The following is a 15017-nucleotide window of genomic DNA, read 5'->3' on the forward strand; positions in this document are numbered from 1 at the left end:
AGCGTTCAATCTGAGCCAGGATCAAACTCTTCAGTTCAATCTCTGTTTAATGTCCTTGCGGACAGATCGCTCACTCAAAATACTGACAGGCCACTTCTTGCGAAGCGCCTATATTTCTTCTTTGTGAACATTTGATAATTTAAGTATTCAACTTGGCTTACGCTTCGTTGGCACCTTCATCAAACGCCCACACTTATCGACTGTTAATTTTTAAAGAGCTATTTGGTACTGCCTTCTGTGCCCTACGAAGCGTTTTGTTCGTAAGCAGCAGAGTGGTGAGATTATGCAGCGTTTCGCGTTTTTCGTCAACCTCTTTTTTACTGCAGCGCACTTAATGCGCTTCCCGATGATAGTCCTGCGACTGGTTGATTTCGCGTGCTTTTCAACGGGAGGCGAACTATAGCAAACGGCTGCGGCGCTGGCAAGAGGCTCTGCAAAATTTTTAGCGCGGATGGTAGCGCATGAGCGGTGCTATCGATGCGCGGCCCACCAGGTCGAGTGCGCCGCGGTTCACATCGGCGAATGCCTTGTCGCACCAGGCAACCTTCTCGGCGGTGCCGGCGCCGCGCACGGGGCGCATCATTTCTTCAGTCTGGCGCACCATGTCACCCGAGAGCGCATTGGCCACCAGGCGCTGGTCGCCGGTCGCCATTACCTTTTCTTTATGCGCAACCACTGCGGCGTTGCGTTGCAACCAGGCGTCAGCGGCCGACGAGTAGCGCTTGTACGAGGTGGGCGTGGTCGCCACGCAAAACTCTCGGCTGCTGCTGACCAGGTGGGTAATTCCCATGACATTGGCCACCGCGCCGATGACCTCCGGGCGCAACAAGTCGGAACCGGCCTCGGGCAAGCGCGCCACTACCGGCCGCGGCGCCTGGGTAGCGGGATTCTTCAGCACAAGCGGAACATTGGACAAGGTCACTTTTCCGTCGGCTCCGGTCATTTTACGGATCTCGGCCGAGGCACCCGTCATCGCCGCCATGCACAGCACGGCAACCATCATCCTGTTTTTCATCGAATTGCTCGGCAAGATATCAAAGCAGCATCTTACATGAGCAAATTGACAATACGTATTGTTCAGCCGCGCAAGCGGTGAGATCTTCATAATTTTTTGTACCGCATTGATAGGCGTCAATAGGACAGCGGGTCGTGCCCTACCGCCCACGGTAGGCCACGATGGGTACTGCCATCATTGCCGGCTGGACAATATCGGCCTTGCCGCTGTTGAGCTCTGCCACGACGCCGGCGCACCAGGCCTGACGCTCTTTTGGGCTGCGGGAGGCCACTTTGATGCTCTCGTCCTTCAGCAGCGCCACGACCTTGCCTTGCAACTCGTCGCGCTTGGCAGGTGAAAGCACTTCCATCACCAGGCGGTTCTGGTGATGGATGGGAGCAGCATTGCGCTGCGACCAGGCGCGCGCCGCCGCACTGAACGCCTTCGCTTCGGTCAGGCTGCCATTGCAAAAATTATAGAAGCGGCGTGCAAATTCGACCTGGCCCATCACCGTCACGACGGCGTCTTCGAGTTCCGGCGTCAATACTGGCGCGAGCTGGACTGCATTCGGGTCGGCTGGAACTGCCGGGATCGCCCCGGCCGCTTTCCCGGCCGCCTCCGCGGCGCTACGTTCGGCCGGCGTGCGTTGCGTGACATACGGGCGCAGGGTATACGAATGCATCACGCTGACCTTGCCCGGCGTGTGCAGCGCAGGACGGTCGGAAAACGTTATCTTGCCGTCCGGCCCGACAACCTTGTACATTTGCTGCGCCATAGCCCCGGAAGCGGCCACGACAGTACTGAAAAGCAAAATAATCGGATGGTTCTTAGGCATGATGGAGGCAATAGATCGTTCATTTTGAATGTTCCCCCATACTAACTGAGCGCGGGGTCCACGGCGCGTGGTGCTGAAGCGATACGTTGCAGCAATACAACTAACCGTATCAAATCGATCAGCGACCATGAGTTGGGCCGATGGCGGGACGGGACGGGTAAAATAGCGGCTTCCCCCATCGCCCGCCCTTTCATGACTATTCTGCTGTCCACCCTGAATGCCCGCTACGCCCACGCTTCGCTTGGGCTGCGCTACCTGCTGGCAAACATGGGCGCGCTGCAGGAGCAGACCCGGCTGGCCGAGTTCGTGATCGGCGCCAAGACCACCGACATCGTCGAGCGCCTGCTGGCGCACCGGCCGCGCATCATCGGTTTCGGCGTCTATATATGGAACGTGGAAGAAACCACCCGCGTCGTCGCCATGCTCAAACGCGTGGCGCCCCAGGTGGTGCTGGTGCTGGGCGGACCCGAGGTCTCGTTCGAGTCGTCCGAACAGGGCATCGTGCAACTGGCCGACTACCTCGTCACCGGCTGGGGCGACGTCACCTTCCCCAAGCTGTGCGGCGAAATCCTGCACGGACCGAAGCCCCTGATGAAGGTGCACGTCGGCGTGCAGCCGCCGATGGCGGACATCAAGCTGCCGTATGCACTGTATACAGAGCAGGACATCGCCCACCGCACGCTGTACGTGGAAGCGTCGCGCGGCTGCCCGTTCAAGTGCGAATTCTGCCTGTCGGCGCTGGACAAGACTGCATGGCCGTTCGGCCTGGACAGCTTCCTGGCCGAACTCGAAGCGCTGCATGCGCGCGGCGCGCGCCTGTTCAAGTTTGTCGACCGCACCTTCAACCTGAACATCAAGACCAGCCTGAAGATCATGCAGTTCTTCCTCGACAAAATCGCGGCCGATCCCGCCGACCCGGTGTACGCCCACTTCGAACTGGTGCCCGACCACCTGCCCGACGCGCTCAAGGAAGGCATCGCCAAATTCCCGCCGGGCGCGCTGCAGTTCGAGATCGGCATCCAGAGTTTCAACCCGGACGTGCAGGCGCTGGTCAGCCGCCGCCAAGACAACGCCAAGGCGGCCGACAACATCGGCTGGCTGTGCGAGCACTCGCACGCCCACCTGCACGTGGACTTGATCGCCGGCCTGCCGGGCGAGGACATCGACAGCTTTGCGCGCGGCTTTGACCGGCTGGTCGCACTCAAGCCGCACGAAATCCAGTTCGGCATCCTCAAGCGCCTGCGCGGCACGCCGATCATCCGCCACACCGAGCAATACAAGATGGTGTTCGATCCCTACCCACCCTACACCATCCTGTCGACCAGTTTGATTGACTTCGCCAGCATGCAGCGTCTGGTGCGCTTTGCGCGCTACTGGGACCTGGTGGCCAATTCGGGACGCTTTGCCAATACGCTGGGCCAGATGCTGGGCGACGCGCCGTTCAATAACTTCATGGCGTTTTCGGACTGGCTGTATGCGAAGACCGATGCCACGCACCGCATTGCGCTCGACAAGCTGGCCGCGCTGGTGGCGCAATGGCTGCAGGCGCGCGGCATGAGCAAGGACGCGGCCGGCGCGCTGGTCGGCAGCGATTATGCGGGCCGGGTCGATGCGCCGGCGCAGAAGGCAAAGCCGGTGGCGGTGCCTGTGCGGCAGGCCCGCCACCTAGCCGCGTAAAGCGCCGTGCTGCCTGCATCGGCCCGGTACCTGTGCCGCGCATGCGGCGCCATTAGAACACCGATTTCGTCCCCGTCAATCGAATCGCCCCGCACGAACTTCTATAGCGGTCGCAACGAATCTCTTTTACACTGGCGCAATGCCGATTGAAAATGCGCCAACATTAACCATCAACCACGCCGGATCGGGCGCGGCGCAAACTGCCGTCGTCGCCTCGGGCATCTGGCAGGTGCATGCACTGGCCGAATGCGGCGCCATCAAGTCGCTGTCCGCCACCCTCGCCTCGCTCAAGGACAAGCCGGCCGACTGGGACCTGTCCCAGCTCACCAGCCTTGACCACATCGGCGCCCAGATGTTCTGGAATTCCTGGGGCAAAAAGCGCCCGGCCTCGCTCAAGCTGGCCGACCGCCAGGAAGAACTGTTTGCCCGCATCGAAGAAGCGGGCAAACAGCAGGTGGCGCGCCCCAAGCGCAACCGCCTCAACTGGATCATGGTGCTCGGCTTGGGCATCCTCTCGTTCTTCGAACACATGGCGGGCTTTTTCGCGCTGATCGGGCAGGTCATCCAGGACCTGTGGCGCTTCGTTACCCATGCCCGCACCGGTCCATGGCGCGAAGTCTCGGCCAATATTTACCACTCCGGTTTCCAGGCGCTCGGCATCACCGCGCTGGTCGGCTTTTTGATCGGCGTCGTGCTCTCGTTCCTGTCGGCCCAGCAGTTACGCGCGTACGGTGGCGACGTCTTCATCGTCAACCTGCTCGGCATGAGCATCATCCGCGAACTCGGCCCGCTGCTGGCCGCCATTCTGGTCGCCGGCCGCTCGGGCTCGGCCATCACCGCGCAGCTGGGCGTGATGCGGGTGACCGAAGAACTTGACGCCATGCTGGTGATGGGCATCTCGCACGGCTACCGCCTGATCATGCCCAAGGTGCTCGCGCTGGCCATCTCGATGCCGTTGCTGGTGGTCTGGACCGATGCAATGGCGCTGATCGGCGGCATGGCCGCGGCCAAGATGGAATTGAACCTGTCGCCCCGCTACTTCATACTGAAGCTGCCCGACGCCGTGCCGCTGGCGAACTACGTCATCGGTCTGCTGAAAGGCACCACCTTCGGTGTCTTGATCGCGCTGGTGTCGTGCCACTTCGGCCTGCGCATCAAGCCCAATACCGAAAGCCTCGGCCACGGCACCACCACCTCGGTGGTGACGGCGATCACGGTGGTGATCCTGGCCGACGCCGTGTACGCGATCATCTTCAGCGAAGTGGGATTCTGATGCCCGACGAAATCATCAAGCCACGCCGCCGCCCGCAAGCGCTGAACATGGTGCCCGACGAAGAAGTCGGCCCGCCGGTGGTGCAGATTACGGGCCTGTGGACCAAGTTTGGCCGCACCGTCGTGCACCAGGACTTGAACCTTGAAATTTTTGCCGGCGAGATTCTGACCATCGTGGGCGGCTCCGGCACCGGCAAGACGGTGCTGCTGCGCCAGATGCTGGGTCTGGAGCGCCCCGCGCGCGGCTGCGTCAAGGTGTTCGGCGAAGACATCAGCGAAGCCGACGCCGAACAGCTGCAGCGCATGCGCAACCACTGGGGCATGCTGTTCCAGCAGGGCGCGCTGTATTCGGCGCTGACGGTGTTCGACAATATCGCACAGCCGCTGCGCGAACTGCGCGCGCTGCCCGAAGACGTGATCTACGACGCCGTGCTACTCAAGATGCACATGGTGGGCCTGGGCATCGAACACGCCAACAAAATGCCGTCCGACCTGTCGGGCGGGATGATCAAGCGCGCCTCGCTGGCGCGCGCGCTGGCGCTGGAGCCGCAACTGCTGTTCCTGGACGAACCCACCGCCGGCCTGGACCCGGACCTGTCCGACGCCTTTGTCGCGCTGATCCAGTCGCTGCACCGCGAACTGGGACTGACCGTCGTCATGGTCACGCACGACTTGGACACGCTGTTTGCGCTCACCACACGCGTGGCCGTGCTGGCCGAAAAACATGTGATCGCCGTGGGACCCACGCGCGACGTACTCGAAGTGGACCATCCGTTCATCAAGCAGTTCTTCCTTGGCGCGCGCGGCCAGCGCGCCCTTGAAGTACTCGACGAGACGGAAGCTGCGAACGACACTGAGGAATAAGAAAAATGGAAAACAGATCGCACGCATTAATGACCGGGATTTTTACCATCGCCCTGCTGGTGGCAACCGTGCTGGCCGGGCTCTGGTTCAACCGCGACCGCACCGAACGCGTGCCCTACCAGATCGCCACGGTGCAGCCGATTTCGGGCCTGAACCCGCAGGCCGCCGTGCGCTACCGCGGGCTGGAAGTGGGCAAGGTCGACGACATCCGCTTCGACCCGGCCACCACCGGCCAGGTCTTGATTCAACTGTCGGTCGACAAGGACGCGCCGGTCACCAACACCACCTTCGCCAAGCTCGGTTTTCAGGGCGTGACGGGGATCGCCTCGATCGACCTGGATGACGAAAAAACCGGCTCGCCGCGCCTGGCCAGCAGCGTCAAGCAGCTGGCGCGCATTCCGCTGCGCCCTGGCTTTCTCGACCAGCTCGAAAAGCGCGGCCTGGTGATCCTCGACAAAGCCGAGCGCATCACCGCCAGCATCGACGCCATGCTCACGCCGGCCAACCAGCAGCTGATCCTGGGCGCCTTTGACAAGGTCGGCAAAGCGGCCGACGCGATTGAAGCGGTGCCCAAGCAGCTCGAACCCACGCTGGCGCGCCTGCCGCAGCTGGCCGGCAAGGCGGAACAGAGCCTGGCCTCGTTCAATGCGCTGTCGGCCGATGCCAGCAAGATGACGAAAAGTTTCGACAAGCTGGCCACCAGCCTGCAGGCCCCCGACGGCCCGATCAACCGCTTGAACGTGACGGTGGACCGGGTCGGCAGCTCGCTCGAAGGCGTCACCAGCGAACTTGAAATGCAGACCTTGCCGCACCTGGTCACCATGGCCGACGAAGCGCGCACCTCGCTGCGCGCGGTCAGGCGCACTGCGGACACCTTGAACAGCCGCCCGCAAAGCATCCTGTTCGGCGCCCCCGACGGCACCCCGGGCCCGGGCGAACCTGGCTTTGTCGCACCGACCAAATGAGGACCCAATTGAAAACCACCTTGACCCGCATGAAACGCGCCACCCTGCTGGCCGCCGTACTCGCTGCCGCCGCCGGTGCAGCCCTGCTCTCCGGCTGCTCGACCAGCAGCGGCGCGCCCAAGAACACCATGTTCGATTTCGGCCCTGCCGCGCTGCCGACCACACCGTTGGCCGCACCAGCCGCCGGCAGCGCCCCAATCGGCGCCGTGGTGGTGACCGACGTCACCGGTTCGGCCGCCTTCGATAATGAACGCATGTATTACCGGCTCAATTATGCCGACGCGCTGCAGTCGCGCGCCTACACCAACAGCCGCTGGGGCGCCACGCCGCTGCAGCTGATCACGCAGCGCCTGAAAACGCGCATCGCCCAGACCGGCGCCAAGGTGCTCACCCCGACCGACGCCTCCAACGGCGTGGCGATCCTGCGCAGCGAGATCGACGACTTTACCCACAGCTTCGACAGCGCATCGCAAAGCTATGGCCAACTGGTGTTGCGCGCGTCGCTATTCAACCAGCATAAACTGGTCGACCAGAAGACCTTCAGCCGCAAAATACCGGCTGCCAGCGCCGACGCTGCGGGCGGCGCGCGCGCGCTGGCCGCAGCCACTGACGCGGTGGCCGCCGACATCAACGCCTGGCTGGCCACGCTGCCCCTGCCCAAGCAATGATCCCTGCCGAGCCAAGACGCGAACCGAGAGGTTCGCCCGTTTCCAGGGCGGCGCTGCTGGCCTACCTGCTGCTGATCGTGTATGCCAGCTGGTTCCCGTTTTCGGGCTGGCGCGGCGCAGGGCTCTCGCCCTCGACCTTCCTGACGCTGGCCATGCCGCAGTACTGGACCTGGTTCGACGTGATCGTCAACGTCGTCGGCTACGTCCCGCTCGGCATGCTGCTGGTGCTGGCGCTTTACCCCTACCTGCGCGGCGTGTGGGCGATTGTGGGCGCGACCGTTCTGGGCGTGCTGGTGTCCGGCCTGGCCGAGGCGGTGCAGACCTACCTGCCAAGCCGCGTGCCCTCCAGCCTGGACTTGCTGACCAATTCGGTCGGCGCCCTGATCGGCGCCTTCATCGGTCTGGCGGGCGCCCGCTCCTACCTCAATGAAAGCCGTTTGTACCAGACGCGCAAGCGCTGGTTCGCGCCCCATGCCAGCCAGGGCCTGGTGCTGCTGGCCTTGTGGCCGCTGGCGCAGATCTACCCGCTCGGCCACATGTTCGGGCACGGCCAATTGCTGCCGATTTTTTCCGAGTGGCTGTCGCAATGGCTCTCGACCGACATTGACCTGGTGATCATGCTGCGCCCCGGCGCCGACATGACGGCCGAGCAGTACTGGCTGTCGGACACCGTCATCACGGCCTGCGGCATGACCGGTGCGGTGCTCACCATGCTCTGTTTGCTCAACCGTGGCGCGCCGCGCGCGCGCCTGATGATTGCCATGGTGGCCATTGCGCTGGTGTTCAAGACGCTCGCCAGTTCGCTACAGTTCACGCCGGAAAATGCGTTCAACTGGTTCACGCCCGGCGTGCAGGGCGGCTTTCTGATCGGGGCGATCATGCTGGCCGGGCTGGCCTTTGCGCCGCAGGTGGCGCAGCGCAGGCTAGCGGTGGTGACCTTGCTGCTAAGCTTATTGGTGGTCAATACCATTCCCGTGAACCCGTATTTTTCGGCCACGCTGCAAGGCTGGGTGCAGGGCAAGTTCCTCAACTTCATGGGTGCGGCGCAGTTCTTGTCGCTGCTGTGGCCGTTTTTCGCGATCTGGTTTTTGCTGTTGCCCTCGCACAAGCTCAATCGCGTGGCGGAGCGCCGCAGCTAGCATCAGCGTCACTGTAGTTACGGCGGTGACGCTTGCATAGCGCTACAAGCGCGTATCATGGCACCTTCTATTCTCGCAACCATAAAATCCCATGAGCGACAAACCCTACTTCGAGCAGCACGTCTTCTTTTGCATGAATCAGCGTGACGACGGGCGCTCCTGCTGCGGCGCGCAAGGCGCCGAAGCGGCGCAAAAGCACGCCAAAAAGCGCATCAAGCAATTAGGCTTGAACGGCCACGAAAAAATTCGCATCAACCAGGCCGGCTGCCTCGACCGCTGTGAAGAAGGCCCGGTACTGGTCGTCTACCCGCAAGGCACCTGGTATACCTATGTCGACACCAGCGATATCGACGACATCATCGACACCCACCTGGTCGGCGGCAAAATTGTCGAGCGGCTCAAAATCTGATGAAAAAAAGTTCCGAAAAATTCACGCTGACCGGCCATGCCGGCACGATGGAATGCCTGCTCGACATGCCCGACAGCGCGCCGCGCGGCGTGGCCCTGGTCGCCCATCCGCACCCGCTGTACGGGGGCACCATGGACAACAAGGTTGCCGTCACGCTGGCGCGCACCTTTGTCAGCCTCGGCTATGCGGCGGCGCGCTTTAATTTCCGCGGCGTGGGCGCCTCCAGCGGCGTGCACGACGAAGGCCTGGGCGAAACGGACGACATGCTCATCATGTTCGAGCACATGCAGCAAAAGTTTCCCAGCCTGCCGATCGCGCTGTCGGGCTTTTCGTTCGGCACCTTCGTGCAGGCGCGCCTGCAGCAGCGACTGGCCGCAGAGGGCCGCCCCGCCGAGCGCCTGGTGCTGGTGGGCACCGCCGCCGGCAAATGGCCCGTTCCCGACGTGCCTGCCGACACCATCCTGATCCACGGTGAAGTCGACGATACCATCACCCTGACCCAGGTGCTGGACTGGGCGCGCCCGCAGGATATCCCCGTCATCGTCATTCCCGGCGCCGACCATTTTTTCCACCGCAAGCTTGGCCACATTAAAAATCTCGTGATTCAACTGTGGCGGCGTGAAGGCGATCCCGCCTCGTAGGTCTATAATTGGCCGCATTATTTCTGCAGCCCACCTTTTTTGAGTACCCAATCTGATGAAAAAACTTATCGCGGCATTTGCCGCCAGTCTCCTGGCGATTTCCGCCGCCGTTGCGCAAACCCTGCCGCCGCCGACCATCGCGGCCCGCTCCTGGCTGCTGCTTGACGCTACATCAGGCCAGGTGATCGCTTCCCAGGACCCGAACGCACGCATTGAGCCAGCTTCGCTGACCAAGATCATGACGGCCTACGTCACCTTCGGCGCGCTGCGCGACAAGAAGATCACTATCGACCAGATGATCAACGTTTCGCCCAAGGCGTGGAAGGTCGACGCCAGCAGCTCGAAAATGTTCATCGACCCGGCCACGCCAGTCTCGGTCGACGACCTGCTGCACGGCTTGATGATTCAGTCTGGCAACGACGCCGCCGTTGCGCTGGCTGAAGCGGTGGCCGGCGATGAAACCGCGTTCGTGTTCCTGATGAACAAGGAAGCCCAGCGCATGGGCATGAAGAACACCAAGTTCGGCAACCCGCACGGCTTGCCCAGCGCCGACAATTACTCGACCGCGCAAGACTTGTCGATCCTGGCCGCCCGCGTGATCATCGACTTTCCGCAGTATTACAAGATCGACTCGCAAAAGAGCTTCACCTATAACAAGATCACCCAGCCGAACCGCAACCGCCTGCTGTGGCTTGACCCGACCGTCGACGGCATGAAGACCGGCCACACCGAAGGCGCCGGCTACGGCATGATCGCCTCGGCGCGCCGTCCCAACGGCGGCCTGCAGCGGCGCCTCATTTCCGTGGTGCTGGGCACCAACTCGGACCAAACCCGCACCCAGGAAAGCCAAAAGCTGCTGAACTGGGGCTTCCAGAATTTCGACACCGTCAAGCTCTACACCAAGGGCCAGGTCATCCAGACGCCGGAAGTGTGGAAGGGATCGGCGAGCACCGTCAAGATCGGTTTCACCAGCGACGTCCTGGTGACCGTGCCCAAGGGCGTGGCCGGCAAGATGAAGCCGGTGCTCGAACGCAAGGACCCGCTGGTGGCGCCGCTGCCGCTGCACAGCCAGGTTGGCACGCTGAAGATGATGGTCGATGGCAAGCCGCTGTTGCAGTTGCCGGTGGTCGCGCTGGAAGAAGTTGGCCAGGCATCGATCTTCGGGCGCGCGTGGGACTCCATGCGGCTGTGGATGAAGTAAGCAGCGTTTCGACGGCGCCAGGCGCCGTCAACACAACAACAAGAAAGAGAATGCGATGACCCCACCCCTGAGCGCCAACCTCACCTGCCCGCGCACCACCACGCGCATCGGCGGCCCCACCCTGTCGCGCGTCGTCGCTGGCATGTGGCGCATGACCGAATGGGGCATGTCGGCCGAGCAGCGCGTCGAGTTCATCGAGCGCTGCCTCGAACTGGGCGTGACCAGCTTTGACCACGCCGACATCTACGGCGGCTACGGCGTCGAATCGCTATTTGGCGACGCGTTGCGCCTGCAGCCTTCGCTGCGTTCGCGCATGGAGCTCGTTTCCAAGTGCGGCATCAAGCTTGTTTCGCCGCGGCGCGCGCAGCACAGCATCCAGCACTACGACACCAGCGCCGCGCACATCGTGGCCTCGGTCGAAGAATCGCTGCGCCAGCTCGGCACCGACCGGCTCGACCTGCTGCTGATCCACCGCCCCGATCCGCTGATGGACTTTGACGAGGTGGCCGGTGCCTTTACGCAGCTGCGCCAGGGTGGCAAAGTGCTGCATTTCGGTGTCTCGAATTTCAGCCGCCACCAGTTCGAGTCGCTCGACAAGCGCATCGCGCTGGCGACCAACCAGGTCGAATTTTCGCCCCTGCACACCGCGCCCATGTTTGATGAAACCTTCGACGGCTTGCAGGACGTGGGCGTGGCGCCGATGATCTGGTCGCCGTTGGCGGGCGGGCGCCTGTTCCAGGGCGGCGAAGCGCAAGCCGACAACCTGCGCCTGGTCATCAAAGGCATTGCCGATGAACTGGGGCAGCCGTTTGCGAGCGTGGTGTTCGCGTGGATCATGCAGCTGCCTTGCCGGCCGCTGCCGCTCACCGGCACCGGGCGCATTGAAGCGATTGCCGTGGCGGTGGCCGGCGCCCAGTTCACGCTGAGCCGGTCCGACTGGTTCACGATCCTGCGCGCGGCCCGCGGCCACGAAGTGGCGTAGAAATCTGCATTGCAGCGGCCTTCTGGAGTTGGCGCATGCCTGAACCGTTTAAAATTGTGGAGGGCAGCGCCCTCACCGCCCTTCAAAAGAAAGACCTGCTGCACCGGCTGGCGCGCATCGAAGGCCAGCTGCGCGGCGTGCAAAAGCTGATCGCGCTGGCCGACGGGCCATCGGACTGCAACGCCGTGGCCCAGCAGATGGCGGCCGCGCGCAAGGCGCTCGACCGCTCCTTTGTCCAGCTGCTCACCGCCAGTATCGTCACCCACAGCGCCAACGCGCAAGACCTCGACAGCGCGCGCGACGCCGCCGCCAGCCTGGCGGCGATGCTCGACAAATTCGCTTAGTCTTCGAACACTTCTGGCAGTGCCACGCCGCGCCAGCCCATCTTCCAGCCCAGGTTCATCAACAGTGTGACGCTGATATAGATCAGGAAAAACAGCACGAAAAATTTCCACTGCAGGAAAGCGAGCAGCGCCACGCCGACCACCACCAGCGCCAGCAGCAGCGGACTGCGCTTTTGCTTGGAACTGGGAAAGCGCACGGTCGACACCATCAGCGTACCGACCGCCACCAGCAGCGCCACGAGCATCGCGCCCTGGCCCATGGTCTGCAGCGGCGACGGCCAGGCGACCACCGCCGAGGCCACGCATGCGGCGCCGGCGGTAATCGGCATGCCGACGAAGTACATCGGATCGGTGCGCCCGACATTGACGTTAAAGCGCGCCAGGCGCAGCGCGCCGCAGGCCACGAACACGAAGCAGGCCAGGCCGCCCATGCGCAGCAGCGTCGGATGGTCGATGCCAAGCTTGACAAAGCCGTAGCAGTACAACAGCATCGCCGGGGCGCAGCCAAAGTTCATCACGTCGGCGATCGAGTCGAGTTGCATGCCGAATTCGGACGACGTCTTGGTCAGGCGCGCCACATAACCGTCGAGCGCGTCGAATACGCCGGCAAGCACCAGCAGGATCGCGGCCATACGGTAGTCGGCCGGGTCGCCCTTGAAGGCATTGTCGACCGATAGCACGATGCTGCTGAAACCACAGGCGATCGACAACAGCGTTACGAAGCTGGGAAGGGCAAACTTGGCGCGCGCGAGGCGCTGCTGGCGGGTCGGTTTCAAAGGGGTTCGCAGTCGTGTGTGATAGAGAAGGCAAGCAATGTTGGTATTTTACAGGGCAAGCCTGCGCTGGGCGCCACATTCGGTCCAAACAAACCTCACCGTATCGGGATTTCGCCTAGAATCTGTCCACGAAGTATTTAACGCAGGAGCATCGCATGAAATCATTCAATCGCTGGCAACAGACAGGCGCAAGTCTTCTTGTCGTCCTGGCCCTTGCCGCTTGCGGCGGCGGTGGCGGCGGCGGCAGTTCATCGGCGCCGTCGGCGGTCACGCCGACGGCTCCGATCACGCCGCCGGCTCCCGAACCGGGCGCGCCTGCGCTGACCAACAACACCGCGACGGACGGCTTGAACTGGCTTAATTTTCGGCGCTCGCAAGCGGGGTTGTCAGTATTGACGCGCAATGCGCTGATCGATGCAGCCGCCACGGGCCACTCGAACTACCAGAAGCTCAACACCGTCACCCACGTGCAAGTTGTCGGCAAGCCCGGCTTTACGGGCGTGCACCTGCTGGACCGTCTGCAGGCCGTCGGTTACGCCACGCCGAGCTATTTTTACGGGGAAGTTATATCGGCAAGCAACACCACGTCGGGCGTCTACCTGGCCGAAGAACTGATCACGGCGATTTACCACCGCTTTGCCATTTTTGAGCCGCGCTTTAAGGAAATTGGCGCCGGAGCGGTCAGCAACGCGACCGGCTATACCATTTTCACGAATAATTTTGCCGCCAACGACGGTTATGGACCCGGCATCGGCAAAGGCAACATCGCCACCTGGCCGGTGGATGGCCAAACCCGTGTCCTGACCAATTTCTTCAGCGATTTCGAAGAACCGGATCCAGTTGAGAACGCCGACGAAGTGGGCTATCCCATCAGCGTGCACGCCGACGCTGACGTGACGCTGACCGTCACGTCATTCACCGTCAAGCCGCGCGGCGGCGTCAACTTGCCCGCCAAGCTGCTGAGCAAAGCGACCGACAGCGCCAACATGGGTAACAATACGTCGGCGGCGGCGATTGTGCCGCTGTCAAAACTGGCGGCCAATACCGTGTACGACGTGAGCTTCAGCGGCCTTGCAGATGGGACACCGATTTCGAAAAGCTGGTCGTTCACCACAAGGTAATGCTACGTTAGGGACAGACCACGTTGTACACGCGTTTCGATTGCGCAAAAGTGGTCTTACCCCCTTTCTAGTCCAAAAGTGGTCTGACCCCTTTTCTAGTCAGGCGGGTTGGCGATCGCATCGGCGGTGTAGGCAGCTTCCTCGTCAAACGCGTCGGCGCATTCCTTGCCGCAAAACCGGCGTACGCTGTCGAGCGACTTGTCGCAATACCAGCACGATCCTTTGGCCGGCAAGCTCTGGCGGACCCGCACGAGCGCGGCCGCCGCGTCGGGCGCGCGCTCGGCCGCGGTGTCTTTTTCCTGCAAACTTTCCTCAATGGTAGCCAAGATCCCCCCCAAAGCGATGGCAGCACCTCATTCGTACAGCAAGATTACGGTAGTGGAATATTGGGTACATGAGAAATCGCAAACCCTGCATTATTCCTGATGCCGCACGCGAAGGAATGAGTTTGCCGGGAAAGCGACCGTCCCGCAATGCTGTGCATTCAGCCAGTTATTGCTTTCAGGAACAATCTTACTACCGCGCGCATGGTCCGCGCCAATAGATTCGGTCACCTCTTTTGGCTGGCGGGATAGGTCCCTACCTCGCCGGCTCAACGGATACCACCAGGCCCCGGGCATTGGTGACGATGCGCGTTGGAACGAACTGGATTCCGCCATAACGCAGCTCTTCCGGACGGAAATGGTAGAGCGGCACGTCGGCCACGACCTTGTCCAGCATGACGTTGGCGACCTTGAGCAACTGCCGCTGGCGCGTCTGGTCGACGCCCTCGACGACAAAACTGTCCACGCCCGGGTCAGCCATCATGACCGCGTTGCGCAGCGGATCTATGTACAGGCGTCCGGACAAGGCCAGGCTGCCGCGCCACGACTGGCGCAGAAACGGCGGCGCGACCAAGGCGTCGAGCGTGAGTGCAATACGTCCGCTGTCGGGCAACGTAGACAGGCGCGGACGAGTCAGTTCAATGTCGAACAGTTCCATTGCCCGGTTGTGCATGGGAAAACGGCGATCGATTGCACTTTGCAACTTATGCAGGGGCAGCTCGATGTCGCGCGGACCAGTCAGGCCGGCGCAGCCAGCCAGCGCCAGCAGGAACAGGGTCGTGATCAGCTTTTTCATATGAAAAGGT

The 15017-nt window shown here is 62.4% G+C and carries 17 protein-coding genes; 12 read left to right on the forward strand and 5 right to left on the reverse strand.

The window, feature by feature from the left end:
- Nucleotides 1-442: 442 nt before the first annotated feature.
- Nucleotides 443-1015: a hypothetical protein gene (locus ACP7D4_RS17965; protein WP_426108060.1), complete on the reverse strand. Its 573-nt coding sequence runs from the start codon at nt 1013-1015 to the stop codon at nt 443-445.
- A 139-nt stretch (nt 1016-1154) separates the two neighbouring features.
- Nucleotides 1155-1757 (reverse strand): hypothetical protein, encoded by a 603-nt coding sequence (locus ACP7D4_RS17970; RefSeq protein ID WP_426210465.1) that lies wholly within the window; start codon nt 1755-1757, stop codon nt 1155-1157.
- Nucleotides 1758-2021: 264 nt separating this feature from the next.
- On the opposite strand from ACP7D4_RS17970, the gene ACP7D4_RS17975 reads away from it, so the two are divergent.
- The 11 genes from ACP7D4_RS17975 to ACP7D4_RS18025 all read left to right on the forward strand — a co-directional run bounded on the left by ACP7D4_RS17975 (nt 2022) and on the right by ACP7D4_RS18025 (nt 11991).
- Entirely contained in the window at nt 2022-3506 is a 1485-nt protein-coding gene (locus ACP7D4_RS17975) for a DUF4080 domain-containing protein (protein WP_426210467.1), read from the forward strand.
- A 139-nt stretch (nt 3507-3645) separates the two neighbouring features.
- Nucleotides 3646-4779, forward strand: coding sequence for an MlaE family ABC transporter permease (locus ACP7D4_RS17980; RefSeq protein ID WP_426210468.1), 1134 nt, complete (start codon nt 3646-3648; stop codon nt 4777-4779).
- Nucleotides 4780-4826: 47 nt separating this feature from the next.
- Nucleotides 4827-5642 (forward strand): ABC transporter ATP-binding protein, encoded by an 816-nt coding sequence (locus ACP7D4_RS17985; RefSeq protein ID WP_426210590.1) that lies wholly within the window; start codon nt 4827-4829, stop codon nt 5640-5642.
- Between the two features lie 5 nt (nt 5643-5647).
- Nucleotides 5648-6607, forward strand: a complete 960-nt coding sequence (locus ACP7D4_RS17990; RefSeq protein ID WP_426210470.1) for an MlaD family protein — start codon at nt 5648-5650, stop codon at nt 6605-6607.
- Nucleotides 6608-6615: 8 nt separating this feature from the next.
- Nucleotides 6616-7275, forward strand: coding sequence for an ABC-type transport auxiliary lipoprotein family protein (locus ACP7D4_RS17995; RefSeq protein ID WP_426210472.1), 660 nt, complete (start codon nt 6616-6618; stop codon nt 7273-7275).
- Nucleotides 7272-8414 carry a VanZ family protein gene (locus ACP7D4_RS18000; RefSeq protein WP_426107978.1) on the forward strand — a complete coding sequence of 381 codons (1143 nt, stop codon included), beginning with the start codon at nt 7272-7274 and terminating at the stop codon, nt 8412-8414. Before ACP7D4_RS17995 ends, ACP7D4_RS18000 begins: the two co-directional genes overlap by 4 nt.
- Before the next feature lie 91 nt (nt 8415-8505).
- Nucleotides 8506-8823, forward strand: a complete 318-nt coding sequence (locus ACP7D4_RS18005; RefSeq protein ID WP_426210474.1) for a (2Fe-2S) ferredoxin domain-containing protein — start codon at nt 8506-8508, stop codon at nt 8821-8823.
- Nucleotides 8823-9464 carry an alpha/beta hydrolase gene (locus tag ACP7D4_RS18010; RefSeq protein WP_426210476.1) on the forward strand — a complete coding sequence of 214 codons (642 nt, stop codon included), beginning with the start codon at nt 8823-8825 and terminating at the stop codon, nt 9462-9464. The genes ACP7D4_RS18005 and ACP7D4_RS18010 overlap by 1 nt, the downstream gene beginning before the upstream one ends.
- 55 nt (nt 9465-9519) lie before the next feature.
- Nucleotides 9520-10665 (forward strand): D-alanyl-D-alanine carboxypeptidase family protein, encoded by a 1146-nt coding sequence (locus ACP7D4_RS18015; protein ID WP_426210478.1) that lies wholly within the window; start codon nt 9520-9522, stop codon nt 10663-10665.
- Between the two features lie 55 nt (nt 10666-10720).
- A complete protein-coding gene (locus ACP7D4_RS18020) occupies nt 10721-11647 on the forward strand; it encodes an aldo/keto reductase (RefSeq protein WP_426210480.1) in 927 nt (308 codons plus the stop codon).
- A gap of 35 nt (nt 11648-11682) precedes the next feature.
- Nucleotides 11683-11991, forward strand: coding sequence for a metal-sensitive transcriptional regulator (locus ACP7D4_RS18025; protein ID WP_426210482.1), 309 nt, complete (start codon nt 11683-11685; stop codon nt 11989-11991).
- Here the strand turns inward: ACP7D4_RS18025 and pssA are convergent.
- Complete coding sequence (gene pssA, locus ACP7D4_RS18030) at nt 11988-12767, reverse strand: CDP-diacylglycerol--serine O-phosphatidyltransferase (RefSeq protein WP_426210484.1); 780 nt, start codon at nt 12765-12767, stop codon at nt 11988-11990. The two genes, ACP7D4_RS18025 and pssA, sit on opposite strands and share 4 nt — an antisense overlap.
- Before the next feature lie 155 nt (nt 12768-12922).
- Between pssA and ACP7D4_RS18035 the strand changes: the two genes are divergently transcribed.
- Nucleotides 12923-13888, forward strand: a complete 966-nt coding sequence (locus ACP7D4_RS18035; protein ID WP_426210486.1) for a CAP domain-containing protein — start codon at nt 12923-12925, stop codon at nt 13886-13888.
- A gap of 95 nt (nt 13889-13983) precedes the next feature.
- On the opposite strand, the gene ACP7D4_RS18040 is transcribed toward ACP7D4_RS18035, so the two are convergent.
- A complete protein-coding gene (locus ACP7D4_RS18040) occupies nt 13984-14214 on the reverse strand; it encodes a hypothetical protein (RefSeq protein WP_426108113.1) in 231 nt (76 codons plus the stop codon).
- Nucleotides 14215-14467: 253 nt separating this feature from the next.
- Entirely contained in the window at nt 14468-15007 is a 540-nt protein-coding gene (locus ACP7D4_RS18045) for a DUF1439 domain-containing protein (RefSeq protein WP_426210488.1), read from the reverse strand.
- Nucleotides 15008-15017: the final 10 nt, after the last annotated feature.

This window comes from Massilia sp. TWP1-3-3 (assembly GCF_049897805.1).
In the GTDB taxonomy this organism is placed as follows: Bacteria; Pseudomonadota; Gammaproteobacteria; order Burkholderiales; family Burkholderiaceae_D; genus Telluria_A.

Bases quoted from the DNA above. Each gene is read 5' to 3' on its own strand.
- ACP7D4_RS17965 (WP_426108060.1), bottom strand. From the start codon at position 1,015: ATGAAAAACAGGATGATGGTTGCCGTGCTGTGCATGGCGGCGATGACG.
- ACP7D4_RS17970 (WP_426210465.1), bottom strand. From the start codon at position 1,757: ATGTACAAGGTTGTCGGGCCGGACGGCAAGATAACGTTTTCCGACCGT.
- ACP7D4_RS17975 (WP_426210467.1), top strand. From the start codon at position 2,022: ATGACTATTCTGCTGTCCACCCTGAATGCCCGCTACGCCCACGCTTCG.
- ACP7D4_RS17980 (WP_426210468.1), top strand. From the start codon at position 3,646: ATGCCGATTGAAAATGCGCCAACATTAACCATCAACCACGCCGGATCG.
- ACP7D4_RS17985 (WP_426210590.1), top strand. From the start codon at position 4,827: ATGGTGCCCGACGAAGAAGTCGGCCCGCCGGTGGTGCAGATTACGGGC.
- ACP7D4_RS17990 (WP_426210470.1), top strand. From the start codon at position 5,648: ATGGAAAACAGATCGCACGCATTAATGACCGGGATTTTTACCATCGCC.
- ACP7D4_RS18000 (WP_426107978.1), top strand. From the start codon at position 7,272: ATGATCCCTGCCGAGCCAAGACGCGAACCGAGAGGTTCGCCCGTTTCC.
- ACP7D4_RS18005 (WP_426210474.1), top strand. From the start codon at position 8,506: ATGAGCGACAAACCCTACTTCGAGCAGCACGTCTTCTTTTGCATGAAT.
- ACP7D4_RS18010 (WP_426210476.1), top strand. From the start codon at position 8,823: ATGAAAAAAAGTTCCGAAAAATTCACGCTGACCGGCCATGCCGGCACG.
- ACP7D4_RS18015 (WP_426210478.1), top strand. From the start codon at position 9,520: ATGAAAAAACTTATCGCGGCATTTGCCGCCAGTCTCCTGGCGATTTCC.
- ACP7D4_RS18020 (WP_426210480.1), top strand. From the start codon at position 10,721: ATGACCCCACCCCTGAGCGCCAACCTCACCTGCCCGCGCACCACCACG.
- ACP7D4_RS18025 (WP_426210482.1), top strand. From the start codon at position 11,683: ATGCCTGAACCGTTTAAAATTGTGGAGGGCAGCGCCCTCACCGCCCTT.
- ACP7D4_RS18035 (WP_426210486.1), top strand. From the start codon at position 12,923: ATGAAATCATTCAATCGCTGGCAACAGACAGGCGCAAGTCTTCTTGTC.
- ACP7D4_RS18045 (WP_426210488.1), bottom strand. From the start codon at position 15,007: ATGAAAAAGCTGATCACGACCCTGTTCCTGCTGGCGCTGGCTGGCTGC.